The organism is Endoryza foliicola, assembly GCF_050589245.1.
Taxonomy (GTDB): Bacteria; Bacteroidota; Bacteroidia; order Chitinophagales; family Chitinophagaceae; genus Endoryza; species Endoryza foliicola.
In genome coordinates this window covers 136,500-160,061 of record NZ_JBOBEW010000007.1, presented here as the reverse complement: position 1 = coordinate 160,061, position 23,562 = coordinate 136,500, and the positions used below count along the sequence as shown (strand labels likewise).

The following is a 23,562-nucleotide window of genomic DNA, read 5'->3' as shown; positions in this document are numbered from 1 at the left end:
AAGTTCCGCTTCGGTAAGAATAAATATAAGAATTAAGCGTATGGCCTTCCTCGCTCCTCGCTTCCTCTTATCCTCTTTCCTCATTTCCCTTTTTCTCGTAACTTTCCCCTATGAAAAAGATCCAACTACTAACTGCACTTTCTTGCATTGCATTGACTGTATTTTCACAGCCAACTCAAAAGCCACCCTTGCACGGAAAGCATTGGATGGCTATTACCGGAAAGCCTTTAGCAGCAACTGCAGGCTCCATGATTTTTCAAAAAGGAGGCAATGCCGTTGACGCCGCTTGCGCCATGCTCGCATCTACTTGCACCATGTGGGACGTATTGAGCTGGGGCGGAGAAACGCAGGCCTTGATCTATAATCCCAAGACGAAAAAAGTAACAGCAATCAACGCTATGGGTGTGGCACCTACCGGCGCTACGGTTGATTTTTTTAAATCGAAAGGTTACGAATTTCCACCGGAATACGGTCCCTTGGCTGCTACAACGCCCGGTACTCCCGGAGGACTATGTTTCATGCTGGCCCGATACGGTAAACTGAGTTTGAAAGAAGTATTAGCACCTGCCATGCAACTGGCACAAGGATACCCTATAGAAGCACAAACCGCCAATAGCATGGAACGCGGAAAAGACCGCATTAAGCAATGGCCTTATAGCAAAGCTGTTTTTCTTCCGCATTTAGGAGAGAAGAGAGAAGCCCCTGAAGCCGGTGAAATTTTTGTACAAAGCGATTTGTACAACACTTTGAAGAAAATGGTGGATGCAGAACAAGAAGCACTGAAAAAGGGTAAAACCAGAGAGGCTGCTATTATGGCTGCTTACGACCGATTTTACAAAGGTGATATTGCCAAAGAATTTGTGCGGGGTTGCCAAGAACAAGGTGGCTTAATTACTTTACAAGATCTGGCAAATTGGAAGCCCATTGAAGAAGCCCCCATGCAAGTTAACTACAAAGGCATTGATGTTTATAAGTTGCAACAGTGGACGCAAGGTCCCTCCATGCTGCAAGCCTTGAATATTCTCGAGAATTTTGATTTGAAGAAAATGGGCTATAACAGTCCGGAATACATTCACACTGTTTATCAATCGATGAGTTTGGCATTCGCAGACCGCGATTTTTACTACGGCGATTCTTACAAGGCACCCGAAGAACCCATGAAAGGATTGCTCAGCAAAGAATACGCAAAACAAAGAGCCGCTTCTGTTTTAAAAGATCAGAATGATCCGAATATCGGTCCGGGTGATCCCTATCCATTCGAAGGGAAAACAAATCCTTACATAGAAATTTTACAGAAAAGAGGATTTCAAACAGGAGCGAACAGCCGAAATTTTGTTCCTTCTCACGATTCAACCATTGCAAAAATTGATCAAGCTTATATGGAACGTTTGTGGGCAGGCACTACTTCGGTAGAAGCTGCAGACGAAGAAGGTTGGGTGGTTTCAATAACTCCGAGTGGTGGTTGGTTACCCGCTTGTATTGCGGGCAGAACGGGAGTAGGAATGAGCCAACGCATGCAAAGTTTTGTTTTGGATGCCAACTTGAATCCATTCAATGTAGTAGAGCCCGGAAAACGTCCGCGTGTTACCTTAACTCCATCATTGGCATTGAAAGACGGTAAGCCATTCTTGAGTTTTGCTGTGCAAGGAGGCGATACGCAAGATCAAAACTTATTGCAATTCTTTTTAAACATCGTTGAATTCGGGATGACGGTTCAACAAGCAACAGAAGCCGCCAATATCAATACCAATCAATTGTGGTTAAGTTTGGGTGGTTCCAAAGCTGCCGATCGAATGCCAAGAGCCGGACAATTGCTTTTATCATCCAAAACACCGGAAGCTACTCGGGAAGCATTGAAGAAGATGGGATATAAATTGAGTTTTGAAGAAAGAACAAGTGGTCCTATCAATGCTATTTATTTCGATTGGAAACATGGAAGTTTTTGGGGCGGTAGTTCGAATCATGGGGAAGATTATGGAATTGGATGGTAGATTTAGAGTTTTAAGTTATTTAGTTTTGAGTTTTTGAGTTTTGCGCAGCTTCGCTGCTTGGCGAGTTCACCGCGGAGACCGCCAAGAGCGCGGAGATGTCGCGAAGGTTTTTTGAAACCACAGATAACTTCAGATTTTAAATATAGATACCACAGATTAGAGTCTGTTATTCGTAGTGTATAACAGAATACTCAGCCCCTAATCTGTGGTAAATCTGTCATAATTTGTGCGGATCCGTGGTCAAAAAAAATATTCCCCGCAAACATAGGAGCGCGCAGAGACCGCGGAGAAGTCGCAGCGTTTTTCGTTGCGAACCGTTGTGACCTTTGATTCTTTGCGGTAATGGGAAAAGAAGGGGAGGGAGTTGTGAGTTATTAAGTTTTAAGTTTTTTAGTTTTGGGTTTTTGAGTTATCTGTTTTAAAATGATCCTTCGGTAAACAACAATTAATCAATCAGTGTAACAAACGAAAATGAATATACACCGACTTTCGAATCCTTATTCACTGGCTTGGACGGCACAAGAGGCAATTGATGAATGGATGGGCCAGAGATCGAACCCGTTGATATGTGTGGCATCGGGTTCCTCGCCCGAGGCCTTGTACCAGCGTTGGGTAGATGCCTATAGAAACGGCGAACAACGGTATCAAAAATGGAATTATGTTGGTTTGGACGAATGGTGGGGTTTGGGAAAAGATGATGCCGGCAGCTGCGCCGATTTCTTATTAGAAAAAGTTTTCAGTCCGCTTCAACTCAACACCGATCAATACACGTATTTTAATGGCAAAGCCACGGATCCAAATGAAGAGTGTGCCAGAATAGAACAATATGTGAAAGCGAAAGGAGGAATTCATCTGGCGGTACTGGGGTTGGGAATGAACGGCCATATTGGTTTGAACGAACCGGGATCTACCATTACCGATCGAACACGCACCACCGCCCTCTCACAAACTACAATAGATGTAGCACAGAAATACTTCACCATTCCTACAATGCTTTCTACCGGAATAACACTCGGCATAGCCAATTTATTGGAAGCAGAACACCTTGTTATTCTGGTTCAAGGAAAGCACAAAGCACCGATCGTAAAAGAATGGCTTACGGGTGCATTTAATGAAAACCTTCCTGCTAGCCTACTTATGCATCATGAAAATTTACATGTGTTTTTAGATCAAGAAGCTGCATCGTTGATTTAAAATATGCCTTAACTTTAGTTATGGCGAAGCCGGAAAATAAGAAGTGGATTTGGGTGGTATTGGCAATCTTTTTGCTGATATTAACCAGGTTCATACTTTTTAAAAAATCGCCCGGTTATTACAAAGCTTATTTTTCCAATGAGTATTCTATTAAAACATTGAAAGAAGGCTGGCGTCAAGCAAATGTAAAACCATTTGCTACACTTACTTTGTTGGCAAAAAGCAAGCGTTTGACCACTTCTTACAAGATCGATAATATAGCGGGTAATGTGTTGGGATTTGTGCCGGTAGCTTTTTTGCTTTCCTTGCTCTTTAGCGGCAGGGGCCTCGCTTTGCGCGTTATTGGTATTACTTTTCTGATTAGTCTCTTTTTTGAATTGATTCAATTGTTTTCAGGTTTGGGCTCTTTTGATGTAGATGATTTGTTTTTGAATTCCATCGGAGGAGCGCTTGGCGCATGGATCTATTATGTATTCACGCCTAGTGAAAATCAAACCATTTCTTATTCTTCGATGTCTGTTCAATGATTACTTGAATGGGTTATATTTTCGGTTAAAGCTCCGCGTTATATAGTGTCTTTGGCTGCTCCTTTTGAGTTGCCGGGTAGTAGTTTATTATAGCAAGTTTCATTTTTTAGGGGTCTTATTCTACTTGATCGAAATCAAGTCTAAACTAAATACCTACAAGGAACCCATTATTTTATTCAGAAGTATTTGTATTTCATTGATGTATAGAGATAGGATTGGTGTGTTAATCAGTACTTTTTAATATTATTGTTAGGTAGTCTTATGAAGAAGATTATCTTTTTAAAGTTTTCAATAATGGAATTTTGATGTTGAAACAAAGAGATAGGAGTAAGCTATGAAAAAGTCCATGACGATCAATGCCAGCAAATTAGGTCGATCTTTCGATTCTAATCTGATTGCCTCCTTTGATGGAACGGTGAGCTATCTAAGCAAATCGGCTAAAGACTTATTTGAAAAATTAGCCATCACCGGTCTTCATTCACTCGGTGCAATTTTCAAACAAGTGGTTGATGAAGACGGAAGGGAATTGAAAGAAGCTGACTTACCTCATCATCAAATTATTTCGGGCAAAGAAAAAAAAGCACAGAAACTAATTGGATTTTCCTGTACTGGAAAAGAGATTCAATGGTTCAATGTTCAAGCGGAAGCTCGCTATTCGAAATTGGGATTGCCACCATCGCTTACACTTTATTTTATAAAGGATGAGAATTATCGCTTACCTGTTGCCAATTTTCCGGGCATTACCCAGGCTGATTTCTTGGAATACATCGATGAAGGCTATATTCTGGTAGATCAAGAATGGTGCGTTCAATATTTCAACCGCAAGGCAAGCGAATTCGCTTTTTCTGTTCTTAAAACCTATTTTAAAAGCGGTGTTTGCATTCTCGATTACACACCTCCGGAATTGCACAATGACCTACTTGAGCGTTTAAAAGCAGCTTTAAAAGGAGAAACCATACACAGTCAAAGTAAGATCAAACTCGATGATCAAACAATTTACTACGATTTATCGTACATGCCTTACTTCACCAATGGAAAGGCTACCGGTGTGATCATTCGGATGAAAGACGTTACCCAACATGCGCTCTTGAAAAAGGAATTGGATGAATCGAACGAACGGTTTTTGGCCGCAGCAGTAGCCAGTTACGATCTGATCTGGGAACGCGATTTTGAAGAGGATAAATATCATTTTCCCAGTGGTCATTCAAAAATATTTGGATATGATGTTTCTGAAGTAGATCGTGTTGAAATATTCTTAAATAAAGTAATTCATCCCGACGATAGAGTGATGCTTGTTGAGTTTTTAAAGACTTGTTACGAAAAAAAGACACAAGAAATCAACTATCCATTGTTACGGTATGTAACAAAAGAGGGTGAAACTCGGTATGTAAAGGCTCGATCATTTATCAACTATAACAGAGCCGGAAAACCCAAAAAAAGTATTGGATTCTTGCATGATATTACTGATTCCTATGTAGCAGAAAAAGAATTAAGAACCAGTAACGAACGATATGAGTTAGCCACAAAGGCAAGTTTGGATGTGATTTTTGAATTGGATTTTAAAACAGATCTGTTCACTTTCAGCGAAGCATTTAGTCGTTTGTTTGGGTACAATCATTTAGAGAAATGGTCACGCGAACGATTCTTTACCGAAGTCATTCATCACGACGATCGAATGAAAGTACGTCAGTTTTCCCAGTCTTGTTTTGATCAGCAACGGGTAATGTTTCAATATATTCCACATCGGTATTGGAAAATAAACGGCGACATAAGTTATGTTCAAGTGCATGCGTATGTTACCTACGATGCGGATGGACAAACTCAAAAGATGGTAGGTATCGTTCGTGATATTACAGAACAACACCTTCTTACCCTCTACCTGCAGAAAGCCATCGAGCGGTACGATTTGGTTGCAAAAGCTACTTCTGACATACTTTGGGAATGGGAACTGGAGAACGATAAGATCAAATTCTGGAACGAAGAATTGGGCAAACGATTTGGATATTCCGATTATTCAGAAGTGAGCCCCGATTGGTATTTTGAAAAAGTACACCCCGATGATATTGATCGGTTGCGGAAATCTATTGACCGCTCATTGTACAACATGCTAGAAAGCCATACCTGCCAATACAGATTACGCGACGCCAGCGGACGTTACCGAGAAGTACTCGACCGATCGTATGTTGTGTACAACGAAAATGGCGAACCTGCTCGTATAGCCGGTGCCATTCAAGACATCAGCGAAATCAAGTTGCTTGAGCAAAGAATTATAGAGGAAACTTTGACCTATCAGAAGAAGCTGAATGAGATAGCTATTTATACCTAGGAAAAAGAGCGTGAAACCTTTGGTAAAGAGCTGCACGATAATATCAATCAGTTGCTGGCGATTTCATTGTTGTACTTATCGATGGGAAAATCAGATGAAGGGCAGCGCCTCGAAATGATCGACAAAACAACAGAAACCATAAAGAACGTGATACAAGAGATCCGTAATTTATCGAAACGAATGATCTCGCCGGTATTGGATGTAGGATTGGAAGAAGCCTTGCAATCGCTCTGCACCGATACTTCTACATTAACCCGAATCCCGGTTCGATTCTCAAAAGATCATTTTGAATACAAAGGATTGCCGGCCGATATGCAACTCATGTTGTACAGAGTTTTGCAAGAGCAAATCAATAATATCATTAAACACGCGCACGCTTCTGAAGTAAACGTGAAATTAGGAGTAGCCAATAACACCTTGCTTCTTTCAATTCATGATAATGGACGAGGCTTCAATATTGATAATAAGTCGAAAGGCGTGGGAATGCGAAACATGAAAAGCAGGGTTGAAGCGTATCAGGGTTGTTTTGAGGTAAAATCTTCAGTAGGTAAAGGAACTGAGGTAGTAATTAAGATACCGGTGTGAGTACAGGAACGAGGAGACGAGGATGAGAGGAAAGACAGAGAAAGAAGAGGGGGAGGAGCAGGGGGGGATGGTTAATAATTAAGAAGTAATAATTAATAATGGAACAGCCAGGGTAATTAATAATTAATAATTAATAATGAAACAGCAGGAATACAGGAACGAGGAGACGAGGATGAGAGGAAAGACAGAGAAAGAAGAGGGGGAGGAACAGGGGGGGATGGTTAATAATTAAGAAGTAATAATTAATAATGGAACAGCCAGGGTAATTAATAATTAATAATTAATAATGAAACAGCAGGAATACAGGAACGAGGAGACGAGGAAACACAGAAACGCCGCGTTATCGCTGCGACCGCAGCGCCGCCGCGGTAAAAAACCTTAAGCCCAACGCCTTAAGCCTAACATCTAAATCCTAAAGCCTAACACCTAAAGCCTAACGCCTAACACCCAACACCTAATTCTTAATCGACAACGCTCCCGACGGGCATTTCGCCACCGTAGCCTTGATCTCTTCAGTACTTCCGCCATCCATTGTAATCCAAGGACTTTCTTTCGGCTTGAAAACCGTTGGTAAGTTGCGCACGCAATTGCCGGAGTGAATGCATTTGCCCGATTGCCATACCACCGTGATCTCTCCGTTGGTATATTCTTTAACGATGTTTTTCTTGTCCATACCTACAATTTACTGTTTTTAATTCACTAATCAACAAATTCACCAATCAACTAATTAACCACGTCTTGCCATTCTTTCATTCTCTTGAAAGTAGCATTGGCAAAGGGACAAAGCGGTACAATTTTCAGTCCTTTTTCTCTCGCCATCATCACGGCTTTTTCAACCAATTGTTTCCCTACACCCAAACCCTTCAATGATTCATCCACTTCCGTATGATCAATAATGATTTTGGTAGCACCGGCCCACACATAAGTCATTTCGGCTACTTGTATTCCATGCTGCTCCACATAGAAAGCACCTTTTTTGCCATCGTCTTTATGCAAGATTTCCATAATTCGCGTCGGTTGGTATGAGAATTTTGTTTTCGAGAATTTTTGATACCGGACATTTACCGGCAATCACGAGCAGTCGGTCGCGTGTTTCTGCATTTACTTCTCCAAAATCAATATGTCGCTCAATGGTAGTGGTAATGGCACCGCTCACATTTGATTGTTCCATATTCAATCGCACTTTTATAGTGGGGATATTCCATCCTTTTCGATCGATGTACATGCGCAAGGTCGAAAGGGTACAACCCGCCAATGCCGCCAACAGTGTGGTATAGGGGTCGGGTCCGCGATCCTTTCCATTGATGTCTGTAGGCTCATCCATAATTAAAGTACCCGCTCTCCACTGAATGCTGCAGAGATAAAGATCTGTTCCAATTGAACCGGTAATGTCTTCTTTGAGTAGATTCATAGTACGAAGGTAAGATGAATTAATAATTGAGAATTAATAATTAAGAATGAGACAGCCGGGGTAATTAATAATTAAGAATTAATAATTAATAATGAAACAGCCGAGAAGTAGGAACGAGGATATGAGGAGGCGAGGAGAGAGGAAATACAGAGACTGCTAGCGCTGCGGTTCCGCTTGTGCAAAAAAATCAAATACACGCTATTGTAACTATTCGTGTAATGGTAATAGATAGATTTTAAAACATTCGGATTGTTATCTTGTCTTTGAACACCCAATGCTAACATCATTGCCGCGCTATCCTCCTGTTCTTCTTCCTGTTCTTTCTCTTTCAATTCCCTAAAACAAAAAAAGCCGTCACATCTCTGTAACGACTTTCTCAATTCTTGTACCCGGGACGGGAGTTGAACCCGTACGGCCATTGCTGGCCACTGGATTTTAAGTCCAGCGCGTCTACCAATTCCGCCACCCAGGTATCAGACAAAAAAAGGCGTGTGAAATCACACACCTTCTTCATCTTGAGCGGAAGACCGGGCTCGAACCGGCCACCCCAACCTTGGCAAGGTTGTGCTCTACCAAATGAGCTACTTCCGCTTGAATTCCAAAAGAACTTCTTTATTGCTTTGGGGATGCAAATGTAGGAATTATAGAATTCCTGCAAAATTTATCTCCTACTTTTTTTAAAATTATTTGTACTGTGGAGTGTACTGAGTGCTGCTCTGAATTTCCACTTCAGGTTTTCCCTTGTAACGCTTAGAATACAAACTATACGCACATCCAAACGTAAAGGCAATCAAGCATAATACCTGTAAATAAAACAAGAATACGGAAGAATTGACCCAACTGTGTTTGAAGTCTTTTTCTTGTGGATTAATTTCAGCGTGTTGATCCATAACAAGTTATTTGAGACGCAAAAATAAGTAATGCCTCCCATAATTCATTACTTATTTTTAACAATTTGATCGAATTTTTCTTTCTTCTTCAACAGCGCCGCATATACCATCGATCCCCTCCAATATCCTTTCCAATTCCGTTGATTCTTAACGGGTAACAAAGCTCCGGGTCTCCCCTTAAGCAACCATACCACATAGTCTTTATGCGCCTTCGCCACCGCCCACCAATAGCCTCTATCGCCTTTCAATAAAGCCCTGTAGGCAGCCGCCGTATCCAGTCCAAACCGCACCGGCATCCGCCACCATTTTTCACTCGCCGGCCAGTTTTTACTTAACATGTACAAACTGTTCCTAAAATTCAAATACACTTTTCTGCTATTGCCCTTCGGCAAGGTTCCCCCACCAACATGGTATACCACACTTTGCGGACAAGACCATACTTCATAGCCCTTCCACTGCATTCTCCAACACAAATCAATTTCCTCTTGATGCGCAAAAAAACTGGCATCAAAACCACCCATCTCCCAATAAACCTTGGCTCTTATAAACAAACTGGCTCCCGTGGCCCAAAACACCGGAATGGCATCATTGTACTGACCTTCGTCTTTTTCACAGAGCTCCAACACGCGTCCACGTGCAAATGCATAGCCCCAATGATCCAAATAACCACCCGCCGCTCCGGCATATTCAAAATGGTCTTTTTGATGAAAGGAGAGAATCTTGGGCGCACAAGCCGCTCGTTTTTCATCTGCTTCCAGCAAAGCTACCATGGGTTCGATCCAATTCGTTTCTACTTCTACGTCTGAATTCAAGAGAATATAGTAGTCTGCAGTTACCTGCTTCAATCCTTCATTGTAGCCTCCCGCAAATCCATAATTGTGATCGTTGATCACAACCCTTACCTGCGGATACTGCTCGCGCAAATAAGCCACCGATGTATCGGTAGAGGCATTGTCGATCACCACTACTTCCTTGTTCTCATAAGAAGAAGCCAATACCGAAGGCAGAAACTGCTCCAGGAAATGCACACCGTTCCAGTTCAATATCACAATGGCTACGCGAGGCTTGGCCATACTTTCAAGGATTTATTTTCGTTTTTAATTCAGCAAAGGAACGGTTTTTATAAATTCGAAGCATGATTCAACCTCTTTTTAACTGGAGAACAGGATTGGCCATTATAGCCATCGCTATTGTTAGTGGTACCATTCTCTATTCAACAGTACTGGCTAAAAAGATCGCAGCAGAAGAACGACAAAAAGCAGAGCAATGGGCCGAAGCAGGTAAATTGTTGGTGTCCGATACCAGCGGCATCTCCACGCCACTCGTGAGTTTGATCATCACCGGTAACAATACCTTGCCCATTATTTGGACAGATGAAAACGACCGCATCGTTCAATTCGCCAACCTCGATTCTGCATCTGTGGCTTCTGATACCAATTATGTGCGAAAGCAATTAGAAGAGTTCAAAACGCTCAATCCACCGATCGTTTGGGAAGATCCAGGCAACCCCGATCACATCAATCGATACTATTATGGTCATACTTCCTTGTTGAATCAAGTGCGCTATTATCCCTATGTGCAATTGTTTTTGGTAGCCTTGTTCATCATCATTACGGTTACTGCTTTAACCACCAATTTCCGTTCAACGCAGAATCAGGTTTGGGCGGGAATGGCGAAAGAAACAGCGCATCAAATGGGTACGCCCTTGAGTTCATTGGAGGGTTGGGTAGAGATGTTGAAAGAATCGGGCGCCGATCCAATGATGGTGGCCGAAATGTCGAAAGATGTGGACCGTTTGCGATTGGTTTCCGATCGTTTTGGTAAAATAGGCAGCATACCTAATTTGGAAGAACGGGAAGTTTCCGGTTTGGTGGTAGGAATGCAAGATTATATTAAGAAAAGAGCCCCAGGCAAAGTGCAGTTCATCCTCGATTTTCCCGATAAAGAATACATCGCCCCGGTTTCTGCGCCTTTGTTCGATTGGGTGATTGAAAACTTGCTCAAAAATGCCCTCGATGCCATGGAAGGGAAGGGGGCTATCACCATCACCATGGAAAACACCCATAATAGTGTGATCATTGATGTTTCCGACACCGGAAAAGGCATTCCTCGTTCTCAGTTCAATACGGTATTCAAGCCCGGATTTACAACGAAAAAACGTGGTTGGGGACTGGGTTTGAGCCTCTGCAAACGCATCATTGAACAATACCACAAAGGTCAACTCTTTGTAAAAACTTCAGAAATTGGAAAAGGAACCACTTTTCGTGTGATTTTAAATAAATAGTTATTATTTTTGCCGCCCCTTCGGTAAGAAAGGGTGATTGCCCAGGTGTTGAAATTGGTAGACAAGCCACTTTGAGGTGGTGGTGTCCGAAAGGGCGTGCTGGTTCGAATCCAGTCCTGGGCACAGAAGAGAGAGAGCATTCAATGAATGCTCTTTTTTTTATGGTAGAAATTTATCCATCAGAAGGCGTGCTCTATCCATTTTTAAGGGGTTGTTATTGTTGCAGCTTTGCACTATCAAAATCATAACAACAATGAAAAAATTTAATGTTCCTACCAGAGAACAAGTAGCCCCCGCAAACCAAGCAATTTTTGACAACTTACACAAAGCGCTCGGATTCGTCCCCAATTTGTATGCAACCATCGCCTATTCTGAAAATGGATTGGGCAGATACCTCGCTTATCAAAATGCAAAAACAACTTTATCTAATAAAGAAAAAGAAGCCGTGAATTTGGTGGTAAGTGAAGTGAATAACTGTTTGTATTGCAAAAGTGCCCATACTTTGATTGGAAAAATGAATGGGTTTACAGATGCTCAACTTGAAAACATTCGCCGCGAAAAAGCCGATCAGCCAAAATTGGATGCCTTGGTGAAATTAGCTGCCGCTATCACTCGAAATCGCGGTAATGTTGATGCGCTCTTAGTGGATGCATTCTATGCACAAGGTTATACAGATGAAAATCTTGTTGATCTGATTTTACAAATTAGCGACAAAACGGCGATGAATTACCTGCACAACCTAACACAAATTCCGGTTGATTTTCCGCTCGCTCCACCATTATCATAATTGAATCAATAAAAATGAATGCAGAAGTGATTCTAAAAAAAGCTTCTGCTTTCGTTTTTATGGAAAATTGTCCATCAAGTATAGGAATTCGTCCATTGTCATCACATTATTCGTTCACTACTTTTACTTTTTAATCATGAGCATAGAAATCAAACATCCCATTCCTCCCTTCACACTAGAAACGGCCGTTCAAAAAGTTCAGATGGCTGAAGACCTGTGGAATACGAAGGATCCCGAGCAAGTAAGCAAAGCATATACCTTGGATACGGAATGGAGAAATCGAACCAGTTTTATCAATGGAAGGGCTGAAGTGAAAGCCTTCTTACACTTGAAATGGGAAAAGGAACTCAATTATCGATTAAAAAAAGAGCTTTGGGGTTTTCGAGAAAATAGAATGGCCGTTCGATTTGAATACGAGTACCATTCTATTGAAGGACAATGGTTCCGTGCCTATGGCATTGAAACATGGGAGTTTGATGAAAATGGATTGATGCGAAAGCGCTACGCCAGCATCAACGATTTAGCAATTGAAGAAAAAGACAGGAAATTTAAATCATCTTGAAATGAATATGAACAACACAAAAGAAACAACACCCATCGTATTAGTTGATGAATGTGGCGACAGCCTCTGGGATGCTGTTCTAGAGCAACATGACTTAATAGGTTGATTACTCATTAATTCAATGGAAATGGAATAACTTGCGTAGATTATTGAACGTGAGAATAAAGAAAATTTGAAATGAAAGAATTGAAACGTGTAGTGATTACCGGCTTGGGTGCCATCACTCCTTTAGGAAATAATGTTGATGAATTTTGGGAGAATATTGTAGCGGGAAAAAGTGGTGTAGCTCAAATCACAAAATTTGATACAACGGCATTTAAAACAAAATTTGCTGCGGAAGTTAAAGGGTTCGATCCTTCTAAATACTTTGAAAAGAATGAAGCTCGTAAGTACGATCTTTTCACTCAGTACGCCGTTGCCGCTGCCGAACAAGCAATCAAACATGCAGGGCTCGACTTTAGCACTATTGATACAAATAAGGTAGGCGTTATTTGGGGCTCTGGAAATGGAGGCATAATCACCTTTCAGGATCAATTGGAGGAATTTTTTAAGAACAACAAACAACCTCGTTTCAACCCTTATTTTATTCCCAAGATAATTGCGGATATCCCATCGGGAGTTATTTCAATTCGACATGGATTGCGCGGATTGAATTTCTCTACAATTTCGGCTTGTGCTTCATCTACAACTGCATTGATCGATGCATTTAATTACATTCGATTGGGAAAGGCAGACATCGTTATTGCAGGTGGATCTGAAGCGGCAATTAATGAGAGTGGAATAGGTGGATTCAATGCATCGAAAGCATTGAGCACTCACAATGAAAATCCTCAAAAGGCGTCAAGACCATTTGATGTAAGTCGCGATGGGTTTGTGATGGGCGAAGGAGGTGGAGCCATGATTGTGGAGAGTTTGGAAAGTGCTTTAAGAAGAAACGCTCCCATTATTGCTGAATTTATCGGCGGTGGAATGGCGGCCGATGCCTATCATTTAACAGGCACGCATCCGGAAGGAGAGGGTGCTTATCTTGGAATGTTGGATGCAATGTCTGATGCCAATATCCATCCAGATCAAATAGATTATATCAATGCCCATGCAACTTCTACGCCCTTAGGTGATGAAAGTGAATTGCGTGCTGTTCAGCGAGTATTTGGAAACCGAAAAGATTTGCATGTGAGCGGCACTAAATCAATGACCGGTCACTTACTCGGTGCTGCCGGAGCTTTAGAAGCCATCATAACCGTGAAAGCATTGCTTCATAACATCGTTCCTCCAACCATTAATACGGAAGTTGTAGATGAACAGTGGAGCAATACATTCAACTTAACACTCGGTAAGGCACAGCCTAAGAATATTAACTTTGCCATGAGTAATACATTTGGCTTCGGCGGACATATTGCATCTGTATTGTTTAAAAAGTATCAAGGCTAAAGAGAATTAAATAAATTGTAATTGCAGGCTAATGATGAATCAATCAAATTATACCTTGATTAATCCTCAAACCGGAGACCTGGCTTTTCGATATGGAATAGTAGAAGACGCAAACAGCTTTGAAGAAATCCAGCGAAATCCCTTCTTCTCTTTGATTTGGGTAAAAAAAGGAAAAGGGAAAGTAATGGCCGACTTTGCAAGTTATGAATTTGGAGAGAATACACTGTTTGCCTTTGCTCCCTATCAGCCCTTTTCGATTCAATCCGATGAGGCGCTTTCAGGACTGGTCATAAATTTTCATTCCGAGTTTTTTTGTATCTACAAACATCATAAAGAAGTTTCTTGTAACGGCGTTTTGTATAACAATATTTACAGCCCTCCTTTTGTAACCGTTGATTCGGGCACCGAACAAACGCTCGACATGATTTCTTTACAAATAAAAACTGAAATTCAAAACACTGATTTGGCGCAGTATGAATTACTCGTTTCTTATTTGAAGATTTTTCTGATTACTGCTGCACGACTCAAAATGCAACAACAAGAACTCGTTCCAAACGACACAGCTACAGTTAAAGAACCCTTTTTATTGCAAAAATTAAAAGATGCTATTGAAGAACACTTTCGTTCCAAGCACAGTCCTTCTGAGTATGCAGAACTCCTTTACATTTCCCCCAAAGCTTTAGCCAAAATCACCAAAACGCATTTTCATAAAACACTGAGCGCTGTTATCAATGAACGAATCATCATTGAAGCGAAAAGAGAACTTTATTTAACAAATAAAACAGTGAAAGAGATAGCTCATGAACTTGGTTATGAAGATGAATACTATTTCAGTAGGTTTTTTAAAGTCAATGCAATGGTTTCTCCACAAACATATCGCGACACAGTAGGGTTTGCAAAAGCAGTTTAGAACAAATAAAATTAAGTTATACTATTAAGCTGCGCTAGAGCGATTTGACTTGCGCGAAAAATTTCATATTCTGATTTGATATTTATCAATATAGTTGTTTTTATTCTAATGCAATTACAGTCTTTTCAAATTGCATTTTGGGAACTCCAGTTTCATTTTGGGAATTAATCTTTTTTTAATTCTTGCCTAAATCATTGCATTTCAGAAGTTTAATAAATTGGCACGCAGATCGTAGTCTATGTGTTCAATAGTAGTCAAAAATAAAGAATACACTTATTCCGTTTTTGGCGCAGTTGAACCCAAACTATGAAAGAAATGAAAAAAAGTACGCTTAAAATTAGCTTTCGTATCCAAGCATTGGTTTTGGCAACGGTAATTTCAAATTCGGTTTTTGCACAATATTCACCGGGTGGAATTGGACGAGGTAGTTTGTTCGTTTGGTTGAATGCTCAGAATACAAGCTCACTTACGGTGGATGGATCGAACAGGGTTTCACAATGGTCCGATTTAAGTGGTAAGAACAATCACTTCACGCAATCTACTACTGCCAGCCGTCCGGTTTATGGTGCTGCCACAGGGCCAGGTAGTCGTCCCGCATTAACTTTTACATCCTCTTCTTCTCAACATCTTGGCAATACTGCATTACCCAATACACTTAGTTTCACTAGTGGCGTGAGTTCATTTGCAGTTGCGAATTTTGCATCTACCGGCAACTGGGAAAGAATTTACGACTTCGGTAACGGTGCGGCGAGTAACAATATTTGGATGGGACGGTATGGGAATACCACCAACTTCTGCTTCGAGGGCTGGGCCGGAAGTACGGGAGCCCAGGCATACACTACCGGTGGACCGGTTTCGAACGGTACCAATTTTATTTACGAGGCTGTTCAGGCAAGTGGATCAGCAGGAGCCAATACCGCTGTTACCATGGTGCGCAATGGAACCACTCAAGCCAGCAGCGGAGCTCTTGGATCTTCTAGAACGTATATTACCAATGCAGTGGCAAGAACAAGCAACTTTATTGGAAGAAGTAACTGGGCGGCGGATACCTACTTTAATGGTACCATGTCGGAAGTATTAGTATTCAATACAGCATTGAATACTACTCAACGTGTTCTTGTAGAAAACTATTTGGGTGCCGAATGGGGACTAACAGTAGGTACCTCACGTTTCACACCTCCTACTTCAACTACTTTCAATCAGAATTTAATTGGCATTGGTTACACCAGTTCAACGGATAACTTTGTAAACAATGCAACCGGCTCCGGTGGTTCCACAGATGGAATGGGTTTTCAAAGCGCTACTAATTCCGGTGGGTTCTTGAATACAGCAGGCTATATCATGGCGGCACATAACAATCAAGCAAACACGGTTCTCACCAACCAAACAATTACAGGGGTGCCACCAAGCGGAATCAGCCGTTTCAACCGTTCTTGGTATGTTGACAAAACCGGTGGAAACAATGCCGGTACTGTTACTATCAAATTCGACTTCAATAATTACAATGGGTCTACCTTGCCGGGTGGGGCTGTGAGTTATGGAATTTTGTACAATGCTACCAATGGTAGTTTCACTTCGGGAACCAATGTGCTGTTATCAAATAATTATACTATTTCAGGTACTACCATAAGTTTTGCATTAACCGCGTCAAACGTAGCAGACGGATATTATACGCTTGTATGGAGCAACTCATTTGTGTTGCCGATCACGTTCGAATCTTTCCAAGTGTCGCTAAACAATAACAACGAGGCTGTATTGAACTGGAAAGCTGATAACGATGGATCAAGCCCGTATAAGTTTTTGGTAGAGCGTGCCGATTTCAACGGTAGTTTTTCGACCATCGGTGAAGTTGCCGGCGCTACTTTAACCGGTTCAAACAGTTACAGCTTTACCGACAAACAAACACCATCTGGTACTTCGCTCTATCGTATTAAATTGGTGCAAGAAGATGGTTATACTGCTTATACAGCTATTGTTCGAATCAATAATACATCGGGGGGCACAGACCCACTAGTGGTTACTTATAAAACAGCCTCCAATCAAGTTCACTTGAGTTCAACCATCCTTCGTGGGAATGTGAATCTTCAAGTAATGTCGGCGAATGGACAGAAAGTATTTGAGAGAAATCTAAGTTTGAATGGAAGTGCCGATGTTGACCTTGGTAATATGCAAACCGGAGTTTACTTTTTGAAATTGCAGATCGGGCAAACGAATACTGTTCGAAAAATTTACAAGAATTAACCGGAGATCATTACTAACTACTTGAAAAGGCTGTTGAATATCAACAGCCTTTTTCTTTTAATATGATTGATGCTTAAGCTAAACTGACTTTCAATTCTTCCACTTATCTTTAAATACTTAAAATTCGGTGCATGTTTATATTGAAACTGACGACAAAGCAAAAAATGCTGATAACCGCCCTCTGTTTTGGCGTGGCTTTCTATGGCTTTATGATCAAACTGCCGTCTCGGTTTCACCACTACGACAAAGAGCTTCACAGCCTTTTCTATTTCGGAGCGGCTGCTTTTCTCAATTTTCTTTTTGTTGGGAAGAAATGGTGGGCACATGTGTTGGTTTTTATCGGTTTGTTTTTAATGGGGGTTGGAATTGAATGGGCACAAGAATTTTCCAATGGAATTACCGGTTCGCGCATTCACGGCCGTTTCGATCCTGAAGATGTTAAAGCGAATACACAGGGTTTGGTCATTTTTTCTGTTTTGTGGTTAGTAGGAATAGGCATCAATGCGCTGGTTCGGTCGAATGAAAAAGAGCCCACTCAAGAAACTGTCAAACAGCCAATGAAACCTATCGCGTCTGTTTCATTGCAATCAGATTTGAGCCGGCAATTCGGGGCTGCTTTAAAGATGGTAGAAAATGCCATCGTCTTTTGCCCTGATCATATGTGGGATACTCCTCGCAATTACTGGTATCAGGCCTACCATGTTTTATTCTTCGCCGATTACTACTTGTCGAAAGACCCCGCGAATTTCCAACCGCCTTTTCCATTTGATAGCTCCGAGTTCGAAGATCGAATGCCGAACAGAGTGTATACGAAAGCTGAATTACTTCACTATATGGCCCATTGCAGGGCTCAATTCCTTCGTTTTATTCCGGAAGTGAAACATCAAGGTATTCAATCTCGATGGATCAACAGTTCCAAAACGATGGACTATAGTTATGTTGAAATAGTGCTCTACAACATGCGTCATTTGCAACACCATGCAGCTCAAATGAATTTAATATTGAGAGAAGAAGGGGCGGACGTACCAGATTGGGTGTTTCAATCTGATATTCGCTAATACCAGCAAGGGGAATGGCGCAATGCCCCATCTTATTTTTTCAATTCAATCCGGCACTCATGGTTCTTTGGTTTGGAGGGAGGTAATTAATTTTCTAAAAAAGCCATGTTCCTCTGTTACTTTTTCCATTGAACCTACACTATTCTGTAAACAACACCAATTGAAACCGGATAAACAGCAATTTTTACAACTGATAAAAGAGCATGAACTCTTGATTTTCAAGGTCTGCCGAATTTACGGGCATACCGATCATGAACGCCAAGACCTTTATCAGGAGATCATGATTCAACTTTGGAAGGGGTTTGAAAGCTTTCGAGGCGAAGCCAAATTTACTACTTGGATGTATCGGGTGGCAGTATACACAGCTATTTCGGGCATTCGAAAAACCAAAAACTCCAAAGTAGAGTATAGAGATCCCACGCAAATTCCGGAACCCTCATTTCATCCCGATGATGGAAAAGAAAGGGAACAACAACTGGCCGCTTTATACGATGCCATCAAAACTCTCGATGAAATCAGTAAAGCCATTGTGATGTTGTATTTAGACGATAAGTCGTACCAAGAAATGGAAGACATTCTCGGTATTAACGAAGCTCATTTACGCGTAAAGATGTCAAGAATAAAAGAACGATTAAAAAAACTTACAAAAAATTAAAAACATGGAACTCGATATTTTTAAAAAAGAATGGAACAATCAAAGTTCTGAAGAATTAAAGCCTTCGAAAAATGAAGCGGAAGTTTTCCTTAACAATCAAAGCTATGGTCCTGTAGCTTCTTTGCGAACCAAATTTTTAAACCAGTTATTGATTTTCCCGGTGGCAATGGTAGTATTGGGATACGATCTTTATGTGAAACCCGAATTATGGAAGAGTGCTGAATTCGGAATTTTTAGCTTAGCGCTCCTTTTATTAGGAGTTTATTTTGGAATCAATTTTCTGATTGTGGGAAAGCTACAGCAGTACAATGCTTCCGTAAAAGCTTCTATGCTTCGTGATGTAAAGCGCATTGAAAACGGGTTGATCTGGTTTCAAGTAGTGCACGCCGTTTTGATGATTGCAATGATAGTTGTGGTAGAGGCTAGATTGGATGCAGTGATGAACCTTGAATTAAGAGACTGGTACCTTGTTCATCCGTTTTTACGTGGGTTAGCTTATGTTGGTATACTGGTATTAGTGCTTTATTTAGGTAGAAAGCGAATGCTTCGAACCTACGGAACACACCTTAACTTTCTGAAAGCGGCCATAGAAAAGATGGAAGCTTAAGAAAATGAGAGCAGGCTGAGCCCATTGGTTCAGTCTGCCCTTACAAAGCTTTAATTGTTATATTTCCAATATAGGCACCAATAGCTGTTGCATTGTTTGTTTGATTCTTAAATTGAAAGTAATTGAATACTTGATCTGATCTCAATTGACAATTATTGCACCCGCCTCCGTAACCAAGCTTGAAATCGCCTGTTGTTGCTAGTTTGTTTCCGTTCACAAAGAGTTCAAGCCCCCCATTGATAATCTTCAACTCCACGTGAATTTTTCGTTTCCTATTGGTAAAGTTGAGTAGTGGTTTTTTGATAAAAGCACCTTCCAATCCATTTTCACTATTAACAGCAGGACTGGTAGAAAGAGCCACTAATAATTCTCCGCTGTAATTATTGTTGTTATAATCCGATTCATCTCCTGCTGTAAACGACAAAGAATAGGTAAAGCCATTTCCGTTTTTCCGAGCGGTACCATCTTCATTCAATTCCCAACTACTTAATAGTAAATTCACTTTAGCACCTGTTCTTTCCGAGAAAGCATCTGTAGCAAGATCGAATTCAAAACTGAAATTTTTGGGTAATGGTTTCTTTACGCCAGTTGGAGTAATAGGGTTATTGTATCCCAATTTGATCCAGTTTCCAGCTAGGCCATTGATCTGAGCAACACTATGATGTTCACCGTATGTTCTGAAATACCAATTGCGTGGTTTATTTCCCACCATTGCATCACTCAAATCATCGCTAAACCAAGCCCCATTTTTGGTAGTAGCACTCGGCAAACTTGATACTACTCCTTTCTTGTTTCTGTATGCATTCAATCGCTGGGTCAAATCTTCTTCATTTAGTGGACGGTATTCCTTTCCTTTAACCTTAATGGTATCATAGAAATAATTATAAATGTAGTCATAGTTAATGTGCTCGGTCATGCTACGGTACATTTCATACAGTTGGTTACCGTCTTCTTTGCGCTCATAAGGATACCAAGCTGCGATCCACTGCGGTATTGGAGACTGACATTTAATCATAGTTTCTTCTAACAGCTTGTAAACCGGAAAAATAGCATTCCGTTCTTTTTGGGAAGAGCTGATCTCAAAAGGATTCGTACCATTTGAAAAATCGCCTATGAAACTAGGTTGCATGTTTCGTAAAACTGCCGGTTCGGTTAAACGAGACTGGTATTTTTCCTTATACTTGAAAATGTTCTGTTTATAGCCTTCATATTCCTTCACTACATATTCGTAGGCCGACTCTCTTGATTTTTGATCTGCCGCAGAAGATCCCGGCCACTGGGAGTCAATTCGATCTTTTCTATTTTTCAATTGCTTTTCGTAAGAGGCTGAAGCCATATCAAGGTATTCGCCAATAGTAACAGGTAGAAAAGGAAGCCGGTTTTCAGGACCAATAAAAACAGCCTGTAATTCATTGCTCCGTGTGAAAAAGGTTTTACTGGCGGGTGCTTGTTTTAGTGCCAGATCTTTTCTTTTAGTAGGTTCCGATGTATAACCATCCGCTGGCCAGGTGAAATAATATGATTTAGATACTTCATTGAAATATTCAATAGGATAGGAGCCCGGGATCGCATTTGCTTGAATGCCAAATGGCGTATTCTCTTCTGAAATTGGCTTGAATTGCTTTTTTTCATCCAGCCACATTGGATCAAAACTTACATTCCATACCATAAAATAGACCCCAAAAACATTCTTGAAGTTTTGTCGCCTGTAAGTTCCCAGTCCACCAACAGGTTGATACGACTTTTTCATCCAAGAAACTATTTGATCATCAATTGCTACGCGCTTTTTATAAACAGGGTCAGTACTAGGTTTTAGGAGATTGTCAAATCGTTGCGTAGTCCACCATCCAACTACACTGTCTTGAATTCTTCGTTCATTATCAACTTGTGCAAAAGCGCTATCATTCGTACTCATTAGAATTAGTAGGTAAATACTAAGATGGAATTTCTTAATGAAAGAGGAGTTGATGTAGTAGCGTATGGTGCGCATGAATGGTCTGATTTTAGAAGTGTCACTGTATCACCATCATCACATTACAAATCTAAGTTACGGTGTCCATTTAATGCTTCAAAATAAGTCTAGAGTGGCAAGTTGATTGCCTGAAGATTGGATTTTTTTCAATTGAATAAAGATGCTCCTTTTTTCTCTTTGTACAACCTGAAGCACTCATTTCTTCGATTTATAACCGGATAAAAGAACGGTAACATTATTTATTTATGGCTTAATTGTTAAGTGATTGAAAACTAACACCGTAAATAGTGATTATTTTATCAATTAATGAATATTTGCATGTTCTTCCGAGCAAGGGCTTTAGAACCACACACTACAATTTAAATTAACAAGTAATGAAAAAGACGTTTTTAGTAACGTCGTTTTCAAGGTATATCACTCTGAGTATACTGATAGTTTGCGCCAATACCAGTGCATACGCTCAGTCCGATTCCGGTGTGGTAGTTCCTGAATACGATCTTCATATGTATAAGCAAGACAGTCTGTATTTTTCTGCCCCCCATCTTTTTAAACAGATTGCATATACACCCTCCAACATCTGGCAAATCGCCAAAGCTCCCTTTCAAAAGCGCAACTTACCTGCTTTAGCCGCCGTGGCCGTTTCAACCGGAGTTTTAATTGCCGAAGATCAAAACATTATCAATGGGGTCAGGCATTTTAGTGATCAAATAGGGCTGAGTCCTAACACCAATTACCACATAGCGTTTCAAGTTGGAGATACAAAAATCATTAAGATCCCCAAAAATCTAAACACCGGATTGTATCAATTAGGAGAAGGAGGCACCAGCATGATCCTCGCTGGCGGCATGGCTGTGTACGGTGCTATTTCAAAAGATAGGAGAGCAATGGCTACTGCAATTGATCTTACTGAAACCTTCGTTACGATGGGGCTTACCACTCAAATTCTAAAGCGCATGACCGGCAGAGAGAGTCCCTTTGTGTCAACAAAATCAGGTGGTGCCTGGCGACCCTTTCCTTCTTTTAAAGAATATCAAACTAATACCAGCAACTACGACGGATTTCCTTCCGGTCACCTGTCAACCTTAATGGCTACTATAACAGTACTTTCCTACAATTATCCTGAAAAGAAATGGATCAAACCTGTTGGTTATTCCATCATGAGTCTTAGTGCCTGGGCCATGATGAATACGGAAGTGCATTGGGCGGGTGATTATCCGCTTGCATTAGCCATAGGTTATTTGTCGGGGAGAATAACCACCATGCGTCACCGCGTAAAACCTGAACAAAAAGTAAAATCATATTTGTAGTCCAAGTAAAGCACATATGAAAAAGTCACAATTTATAGTAAGCCTATTGCTTTTGATAGCATCAACTCAGACTTTCGCTCAAGATACTGCAATAGTCGATTCTAAATCTGATTCAAATACTGCGCATATAGAACAGAAGTCGATACACATAACTGGTCGTTCCTTTATTTTGCCGGCAATAATGTTTGGCTATGGAGTAAGTGCGATTAAAATTCAAGCGCTCAAAGATTTAAACAATAGTATCAAAGAAGAAATGGTTTGGGAAAATCCCCATCCAAAGCAACACGCCGATAACTTTTGTCAGTTCACACCCGCAATTCTTACTGTTGCTTTATCAGGTTTTGGAGTGAAGGCTGAGCACAAGCCACTTGAACAAGTGGTGTTATTCGGATTAACTAATGTAGTGTTGAACACGACCGTTACTTCTATCAAACGAATTTCGCATCAACAGCGCCCCGACAGCTCGTCCTACGAGTCGTTTCCTAGTGGTCACACTGCTGAGGGGTTTGCAGGCGCAGAAATGATGCGATTGGAATTTCAACATCAAAATCCGCTCTTAGCTTATTCAGGTTATCTATTTGCCGCCGCCACCGGCTATCTCCGTATCTATAATAACAAGCATTGGTTCAGTGATGTGGTGGCCGGGGCAGGAGTCGGGATCGCATCAACTCGATTCACTTATTGGGTTTATCCAAAACTAAAAAAATGGGTGTTCAAAAAATCTTCCTCAAAAAACATTATTTTACCAACTTATAAAAACGGAGCAGTAGGATTGTGTTTTCAATCCAAATTTTAATATTACAAGCGCGAACTTAAAATGCTCT

22 protein-coding genes, 3 tRNA genes and 1 pseudogene are annotated in these 23,562 nt (G+C 40.9%); 18 read left to right on the top strand and 8 right to left on the bottom strand.

What is annotated here, in order from left to right:
- Positions 1-110 precede the first annotated feature (110 nt).
- The 6 genes and pseudogenes from ACQ2HE_RS16145 to ACQ2HE_RS16120 all read left to right on the top strand — a co-directional run bounded on the left by ACQ2HE_RS16145 (position 111) and on the right by ACQ2HE_RS16120 (position 6,623).
- Complete coding sequence (locus ACQ2HE_RS16145) at positions 111-1,991, top strand: gamma-glutamyltransferase family protein (RefSeq protein WP_430896768.1); 1,881 nt, start codon at positions 111-113, stop codon at positions 1,989-1,991.
- Positions 1,992-2,462: 471 nt separating this feature from the next.
- Positions 2,463-3,185 (top strand): 6-phosphogluconolactonase, encoded by a 723-nt coding sequence (locus tag ACQ2HE_RS16140; RefSeq protein ID WP_430896770.1) that lies wholly within the window; start codon positions 2,463-2,465, stop codon positions 3,183-3,185.
- Positions 3,186-3,205: 20 nt separating this feature from the next.
- Positions 3,206-3,712, top strand: coding sequence for a VanZ family protein (locus ACQ2HE_RS16135; RefSeq protein ID WP_430896772.1), 507 nt, complete (start codon positions 3,206-3,208; stop codon positions 3,710-3,712).
- A gap of 334 nt (positions 3,713-4,046) precedes the next feature.
- Entirely contained in the window at positions 4,047-6,038 is a 1,992-nt protein-coding gene (locus ACQ2HE_RS16130) for a PAS domain-containing protein (RefSeq protein WP_430896774.1), read from the top strand.
- A gap of 18 nt (positions 6,039-6,056) precedes the next feature.
- A pseudogene (locus tag ACQ2HE_RS16125) lies at positions 6,057-6,209 on the top strand (hypothetical protein); the annotation flags it as partial.
- Between the two features lie 9 nt (positions 6,210-6,218).
- A complete protein-coding gene (locus ACQ2HE_RS16120) occupies positions 6,219-6,623 on the top strand; it encodes a sensor histidine kinase (RefSeq protein WP_430897010.1) in 405 nt (134 codons plus the stop codon).
- A 454-nt stretch (positions 6,624-7,077) separates the two neighbouring features.
- Here ACQ2HE_RS16120 and ACQ2HE_RS16115 read toward each other — a convergent pair whose 3' ends face one another.
- From ACQ2HE_RS16115 to ACQ2HE_RS16085, 7 genes are all read right to left on the bottom strand, one after another.
- Positions 7,078-7,296 (bottom strand): (4Fe-4S)-binding protein, encoded by a 219-nt coding sequence (locus tag ACQ2HE_RS16115; protein WP_430896776.1) that lies wholly within the window; start codon positions 7,294-7,296, stop codon positions 7,078-7,080.
- A gap of 50 nt (positions 7,297-7,346) precedes the next feature.
- Positions 7,347-7,628, bottom strand: a complete 282-nt coding sequence (locus ACQ2HE_RS16110; RefSeq protein ID WP_430896778.1) for a GNAT family N-acetyltransferase — start codon at positions 7,626-7,628, stop codon at positions 7,347-7,349.
- Positions 7,612-8,034, bottom strand: a complete 423-nt coding sequence (locus ACQ2HE_RS16105; RefSeq protein ID WP_430896781.1) for an OsmC family protein — start codon at positions 8,032-8,034, stop codon at positions 7,612-7,614. Before ACQ2HE_RS16105 ends, ACQ2HE_RS16110 begins: the two co-directional genes overlap by 17 nt.
- Positions 8,035-8,420: 386 nt before the next feature.
- Positions 8,421-8,506, bottom strand: a tRNA-Leu gene (locus ACQ2HE_RS16100).
- Between the two features lie 46 nt (positions 8,507-8,552).
- Positions 8,553-8,625, bottom strand: a tRNA-Gly gene (locus ACQ2HE_RS16095).
- Positions 8,626-8,717: 92 nt separating this feature from the next.
- Positions 8,718-8,924, bottom strand: coding sequence for a hypothetical protein (locus ACQ2HE_RS16090; protein WP_430896783.1), 207 nt, complete (start codon positions 8,922-8,924; stop codon positions 8,718-8,720).
- Positions 8,925-8,971: 47 nt separating this feature from the next.
- Complete coding sequence (locus ACQ2HE_RS16085; RefSeq protein ID WP_430896784.1) at positions 8,972-9,997, bottom strand: glycosyltransferase family 2 protein; 1,026 nt, start codon at positions 9,995-9,997, stop codon at positions 8,972-8,974.
- A 62-nt stretch (positions 9,998-10,059) separates the two neighbouring features.
- Between ACQ2HE_RS16085 and ACQ2HE_RS16080 the strand changes: the two genes are divergently transcribed.
- The 10 genes from ACQ2HE_RS16080 (at position 10,060) to ACQ2HE_RS16035 (ending at position 19,459) form a co-directional block, all read left to right on the top strand.
- Complete coding sequence (locus tag ACQ2HE_RS16080) at positions 10,060-11,208, top strand: sensor histidine kinase (RefSeq protein ID WP_430896786.1); 1,149 nt, start codon at positions 10,060-10,062, stop codon at positions 11,206-11,208.
- A gap of 39 nt (positions 11,209-11,247) precedes the next feature.
- Positions 11,248-11,331: transfer RNA gene (locus ACQ2HE_RS16075), tRNA-Leu, on the top strand.
- Between the two features lie 130 nt (positions 11,332-11,461).
- Positions 11,462-11,995, top strand: a complete 534-nt coding sequence (locus tag ACQ2HE_RS16070; protein ID WP_430896788.1) for a carboxymuconolactone decarboxylase family protein — start codon at positions 11,462-11,464, stop codon at positions 11,993-11,995.
- A gap of 136 nt (positions 11,996-12,131) precedes the next feature.
- Positions 12,132-12,557 (top strand): DUF1348 family protein, encoded by a 426-nt coding sequence (locus ACQ2HE_RS16065; protein WP_430896790.1) that lies wholly within the window; start codon positions 12,132-12,134, stop codon positions 12,555-12,557.
- Positions 12,558-12,734: 177 nt separating this feature from the next.
- Entirely contained in the window at positions 12,735-13,988 is a 1,254-nt protein-coding gene (gene fabF, locus ACQ2HE_RS16060) for a beta-ketoacyl-ACP synthase II (RefSeq protein ID WP_430896792.1), read from the top strand.
- A 31-nt stretch (positions 13,989-14,019) separates the two neighbouring features.
- Positions 14,020-14,898, top strand: a complete 879-nt coding sequence (locus ACQ2HE_RS16055) for a helix-turn-helix domain-containing protein (protein ID WP_430896794.1) — start codon at positions 14,020-14,022, stop codon at positions 14,896-14,898.
- Positions 14,899-15,213: 315 nt separating this feature from the next.
- Complete coding sequence (locus tag ACQ2HE_RS16050) at positions 15,214-17,139, top strand: LamG-like jellyroll fold domain-containing protein (protein ID WP_430902472.1); 1,926 nt, start codon at positions 15,214-15,216, stop codon at positions 17,137-17,139.
- 131 nt (positions 17,140-17,270) lie between these two features.
- Positions 17,271-18,197: a hypothetical protein gene (locus ACQ2HE_RS16045; RefSeq protein ID WP_430896798.1), complete on the top strand. Its 927-nt coding sequence runs from the start codon at positions 17,271-17,273 to the stop codon at positions 18,195-18,197.
- Positions 18,198-18,357: 160 nt separating this feature from the next.
- Positions 18,358-18,852: an RNA polymerase sigma factor gene (locus tag ACQ2HE_RS16040; protein WP_430896800.1), complete on the top strand. Its 495-nt coding sequence runs from the start codon at positions 18,358-18,360 to the stop codon at positions 18,850-18,852.
- A gap of 4 nt (positions 18,853-18,856) precedes the next feature.
- Positions 18,857-19,459 (top strand): hypothetical protein, encoded by a 603-nt coding sequence (locus ACQ2HE_RS16035; protein ID WP_430896802.1) that lies wholly within the window; start codon positions 18,857-18,859, stop codon positions 19,457-19,459.
- A gap of 40 nt (positions 19,460-19,499) precedes the next feature.
- Here ACQ2HE_RS16035 and ACQ2HE_RS16030 read toward each other — a convergent pair whose 3' ends face one another.
- Positions 19,500-21,449, bottom strand: coding sequence for a hypothetical protein (locus ACQ2HE_RS16030; protein WP_430896804.1), 1,950 nt, complete (start codon positions 21,447-21,449; stop codon positions 19,500-19,502).
- A gap of 356 nt (positions 21,450-21,805) precedes the next feature.
- Here ACQ2HE_RS16030 and ACQ2HE_RS16025 point away from each other — a divergent pair, with 356 nt between their 5' ends.
- Both ACQ2HE_RS16025 and ACQ2HE_RS16020 read left to right on the top strand, forming a co-directional pair.
- Positions 21,806-22,738: a phosphatase PAP2 family protein gene (locus ACQ2HE_RS16025; RefSeq protein ID WP_430896806.1), complete on the top strand. Its 933-nt coding sequence runs from the start codon at positions 21,806-21,808 to the stop codon at positions 22,736-22,738.
- 16 nt (positions 22,739-22,754) lie between these two features.
- Positions 22,755-23,534 carry a phosphatase PAP2 family protein gene (locus ACQ2HE_RS16020; protein WP_430896808.1) on the top strand — a complete coding sequence of 260 codons (780 nt, stop codon included), beginning with the start codon at positions 22,755-22,757 and terminating at the stop codon, positions 23,532-23,534.
- Positions 23,535-23,562 lie beyond the last annotated feature (28 nt).

Excerpts from the sequence above, each read along its gene's own strand:
- ACQ2HE_RS16145 (WP_430896768.1), top strand. The coding sequence starts at position 111 with ATGAAAAAGATCCAACTACTAACTGCACTTTCTTGCATTGCATTGACT.
- ACQ2HE_RS16140 (WP_430896770.1), top strand. The coding sequence starts at position 2,463 with ATGAATATACACCGACTTTCGAATCCTTATTCACTGGCTTGGACGGCA.
- ACQ2HE_RS16135 (WP_430896772.1), top strand. The coding sequence starts at position 3,206 with ATGGCGAAGCCGGAAAATAAGAAGTGGATTTGGGTGGTATTGGCAATC.
- ACQ2HE_RS16130 (WP_430896774.1), top strand. The coding sequence starts at position 4,047 with ATGAAAAAGTCCATGACGATCAATGCCAGCAAATTAGGTCGATCTTTC.
- ACQ2HE_RS16120 (WP_430897010.1), top strand. The coding sequence starts at position 6,219 with ATGATCTCGCCGGTATTGGATGTAGGATTGGAAGAAGCCTTGCAATCG.
- ACQ2HE_RS16115 (WP_430896776.1), bottom strand. The coding sequence starts at position 7,296 with ATGGACAAGAAAAACATCGTTAAAGAATATACCAACGGAGAGATCACG.
- ACQ2HE_RS16110 (WP_430896778.1), bottom strand. The coding sequence starts at position 7,628 with ATGGAAATCTTGCATAAAGACGATGGCAAAAAAGGTGCTTTCTATGTG.
- ACQ2HE_RS16105 (WP_430896781.1), bottom strand. The coding sequence starts at position 8,034 with ATGAATCTACTCAAAGAAGACATTACCGGTTCAATTGGAACAGATCTT.
- ACQ2HE_RS16090 (WP_430896783.1), bottom strand. The coding sequence starts at position 8,924 with ATGGATCAACACGCTGAAATTAATCCACAAGAAAAAGACTTCAAACAC.
- ACQ2HE_RS16085 (WP_430896784.1), bottom strand. The coding sequence starts at position 9,997 with ATGGCCAAGCCTCGCGTAGCCATTGTGATATTGAACTGGAACGGTGTG.
- ACQ2HE_RS16080 (WP_430896786.1), top strand. The coding sequence starts at position 10,060 with ATGATTCAACCTCTTTTTAACTGGAGAACAGGATTGGCCATTATAGCC.
- ACQ2HE_RS16070 (WP_430896788.1), top strand. The coding sequence starts at position 11,462 with ATGAAAAAATTTAATGTTCCTACCAGAGAACAAGTAGCCCCCGCAAAC.
- ACQ2HE_RS16065 (WP_430896790.1), top strand. The coding sequence starts at position 12,132 with ATGAGCATAGAAATCAAACATCCCATTCCTCCCTTCACACTAGAAACG.
- fabF (WP_430896792.1), top strand. The coding sequence starts at position 12,735 with ATGAAAGAATTGAAACGTGTAGTGATTACCGGCTTGGGTGCCATCACT.
- ACQ2HE_RS16055 (WP_430896794.1), top strand. The coding sequence starts at position 14,020 with ATGATGAATCAATCAAATTATACCTTGATTAATCCTCAAACCGGAGAC.
- ACQ2HE_RS16050 (WP_430902472.1), top strand. The coding sequence starts at position 15,214 with ATGAAAAAAAGTACGCTTAAAATTAGCTTTCGTATCCAAGCATTGGTT.
- ACQ2HE_RS16045 (WP_430896798.1), top strand. The coding sequence starts at position 17,271 with ATGTTTATATTGAAACTGACGACAAAGCAAAAAATGCTGATAACCGCC.
- ACQ2HE_RS16035 (WP_430896802.1), top strand. The coding sequence starts at position 18,857 with ATGGAACTCGATATTTTTAAAAAAGAATGGAACAATCAAAGTTCTGAA.
- ACQ2HE_RS16030 (WP_430896804.1), bottom strand. The coding sequence starts at position 21,449 with ATGCGCACCATACGCTACTACATCAACTCCTCTTTCATTAAGAAATTC.
- ACQ2HE_RS16025 (WP_430896806.1), top strand. The coding sequence starts at position 21,806 with ATGAAAAAGACGTTTTTAGTAACGTCGTTTTCAAGGTATATCACTCTG.
- ACQ2HE_RS16020 (WP_430896808.1), top strand. The coding sequence starts at position 22,755 with ATGAAAAAGTCACAATTTATAGTAAGCCTATTGCTTTTGATAGCATCA.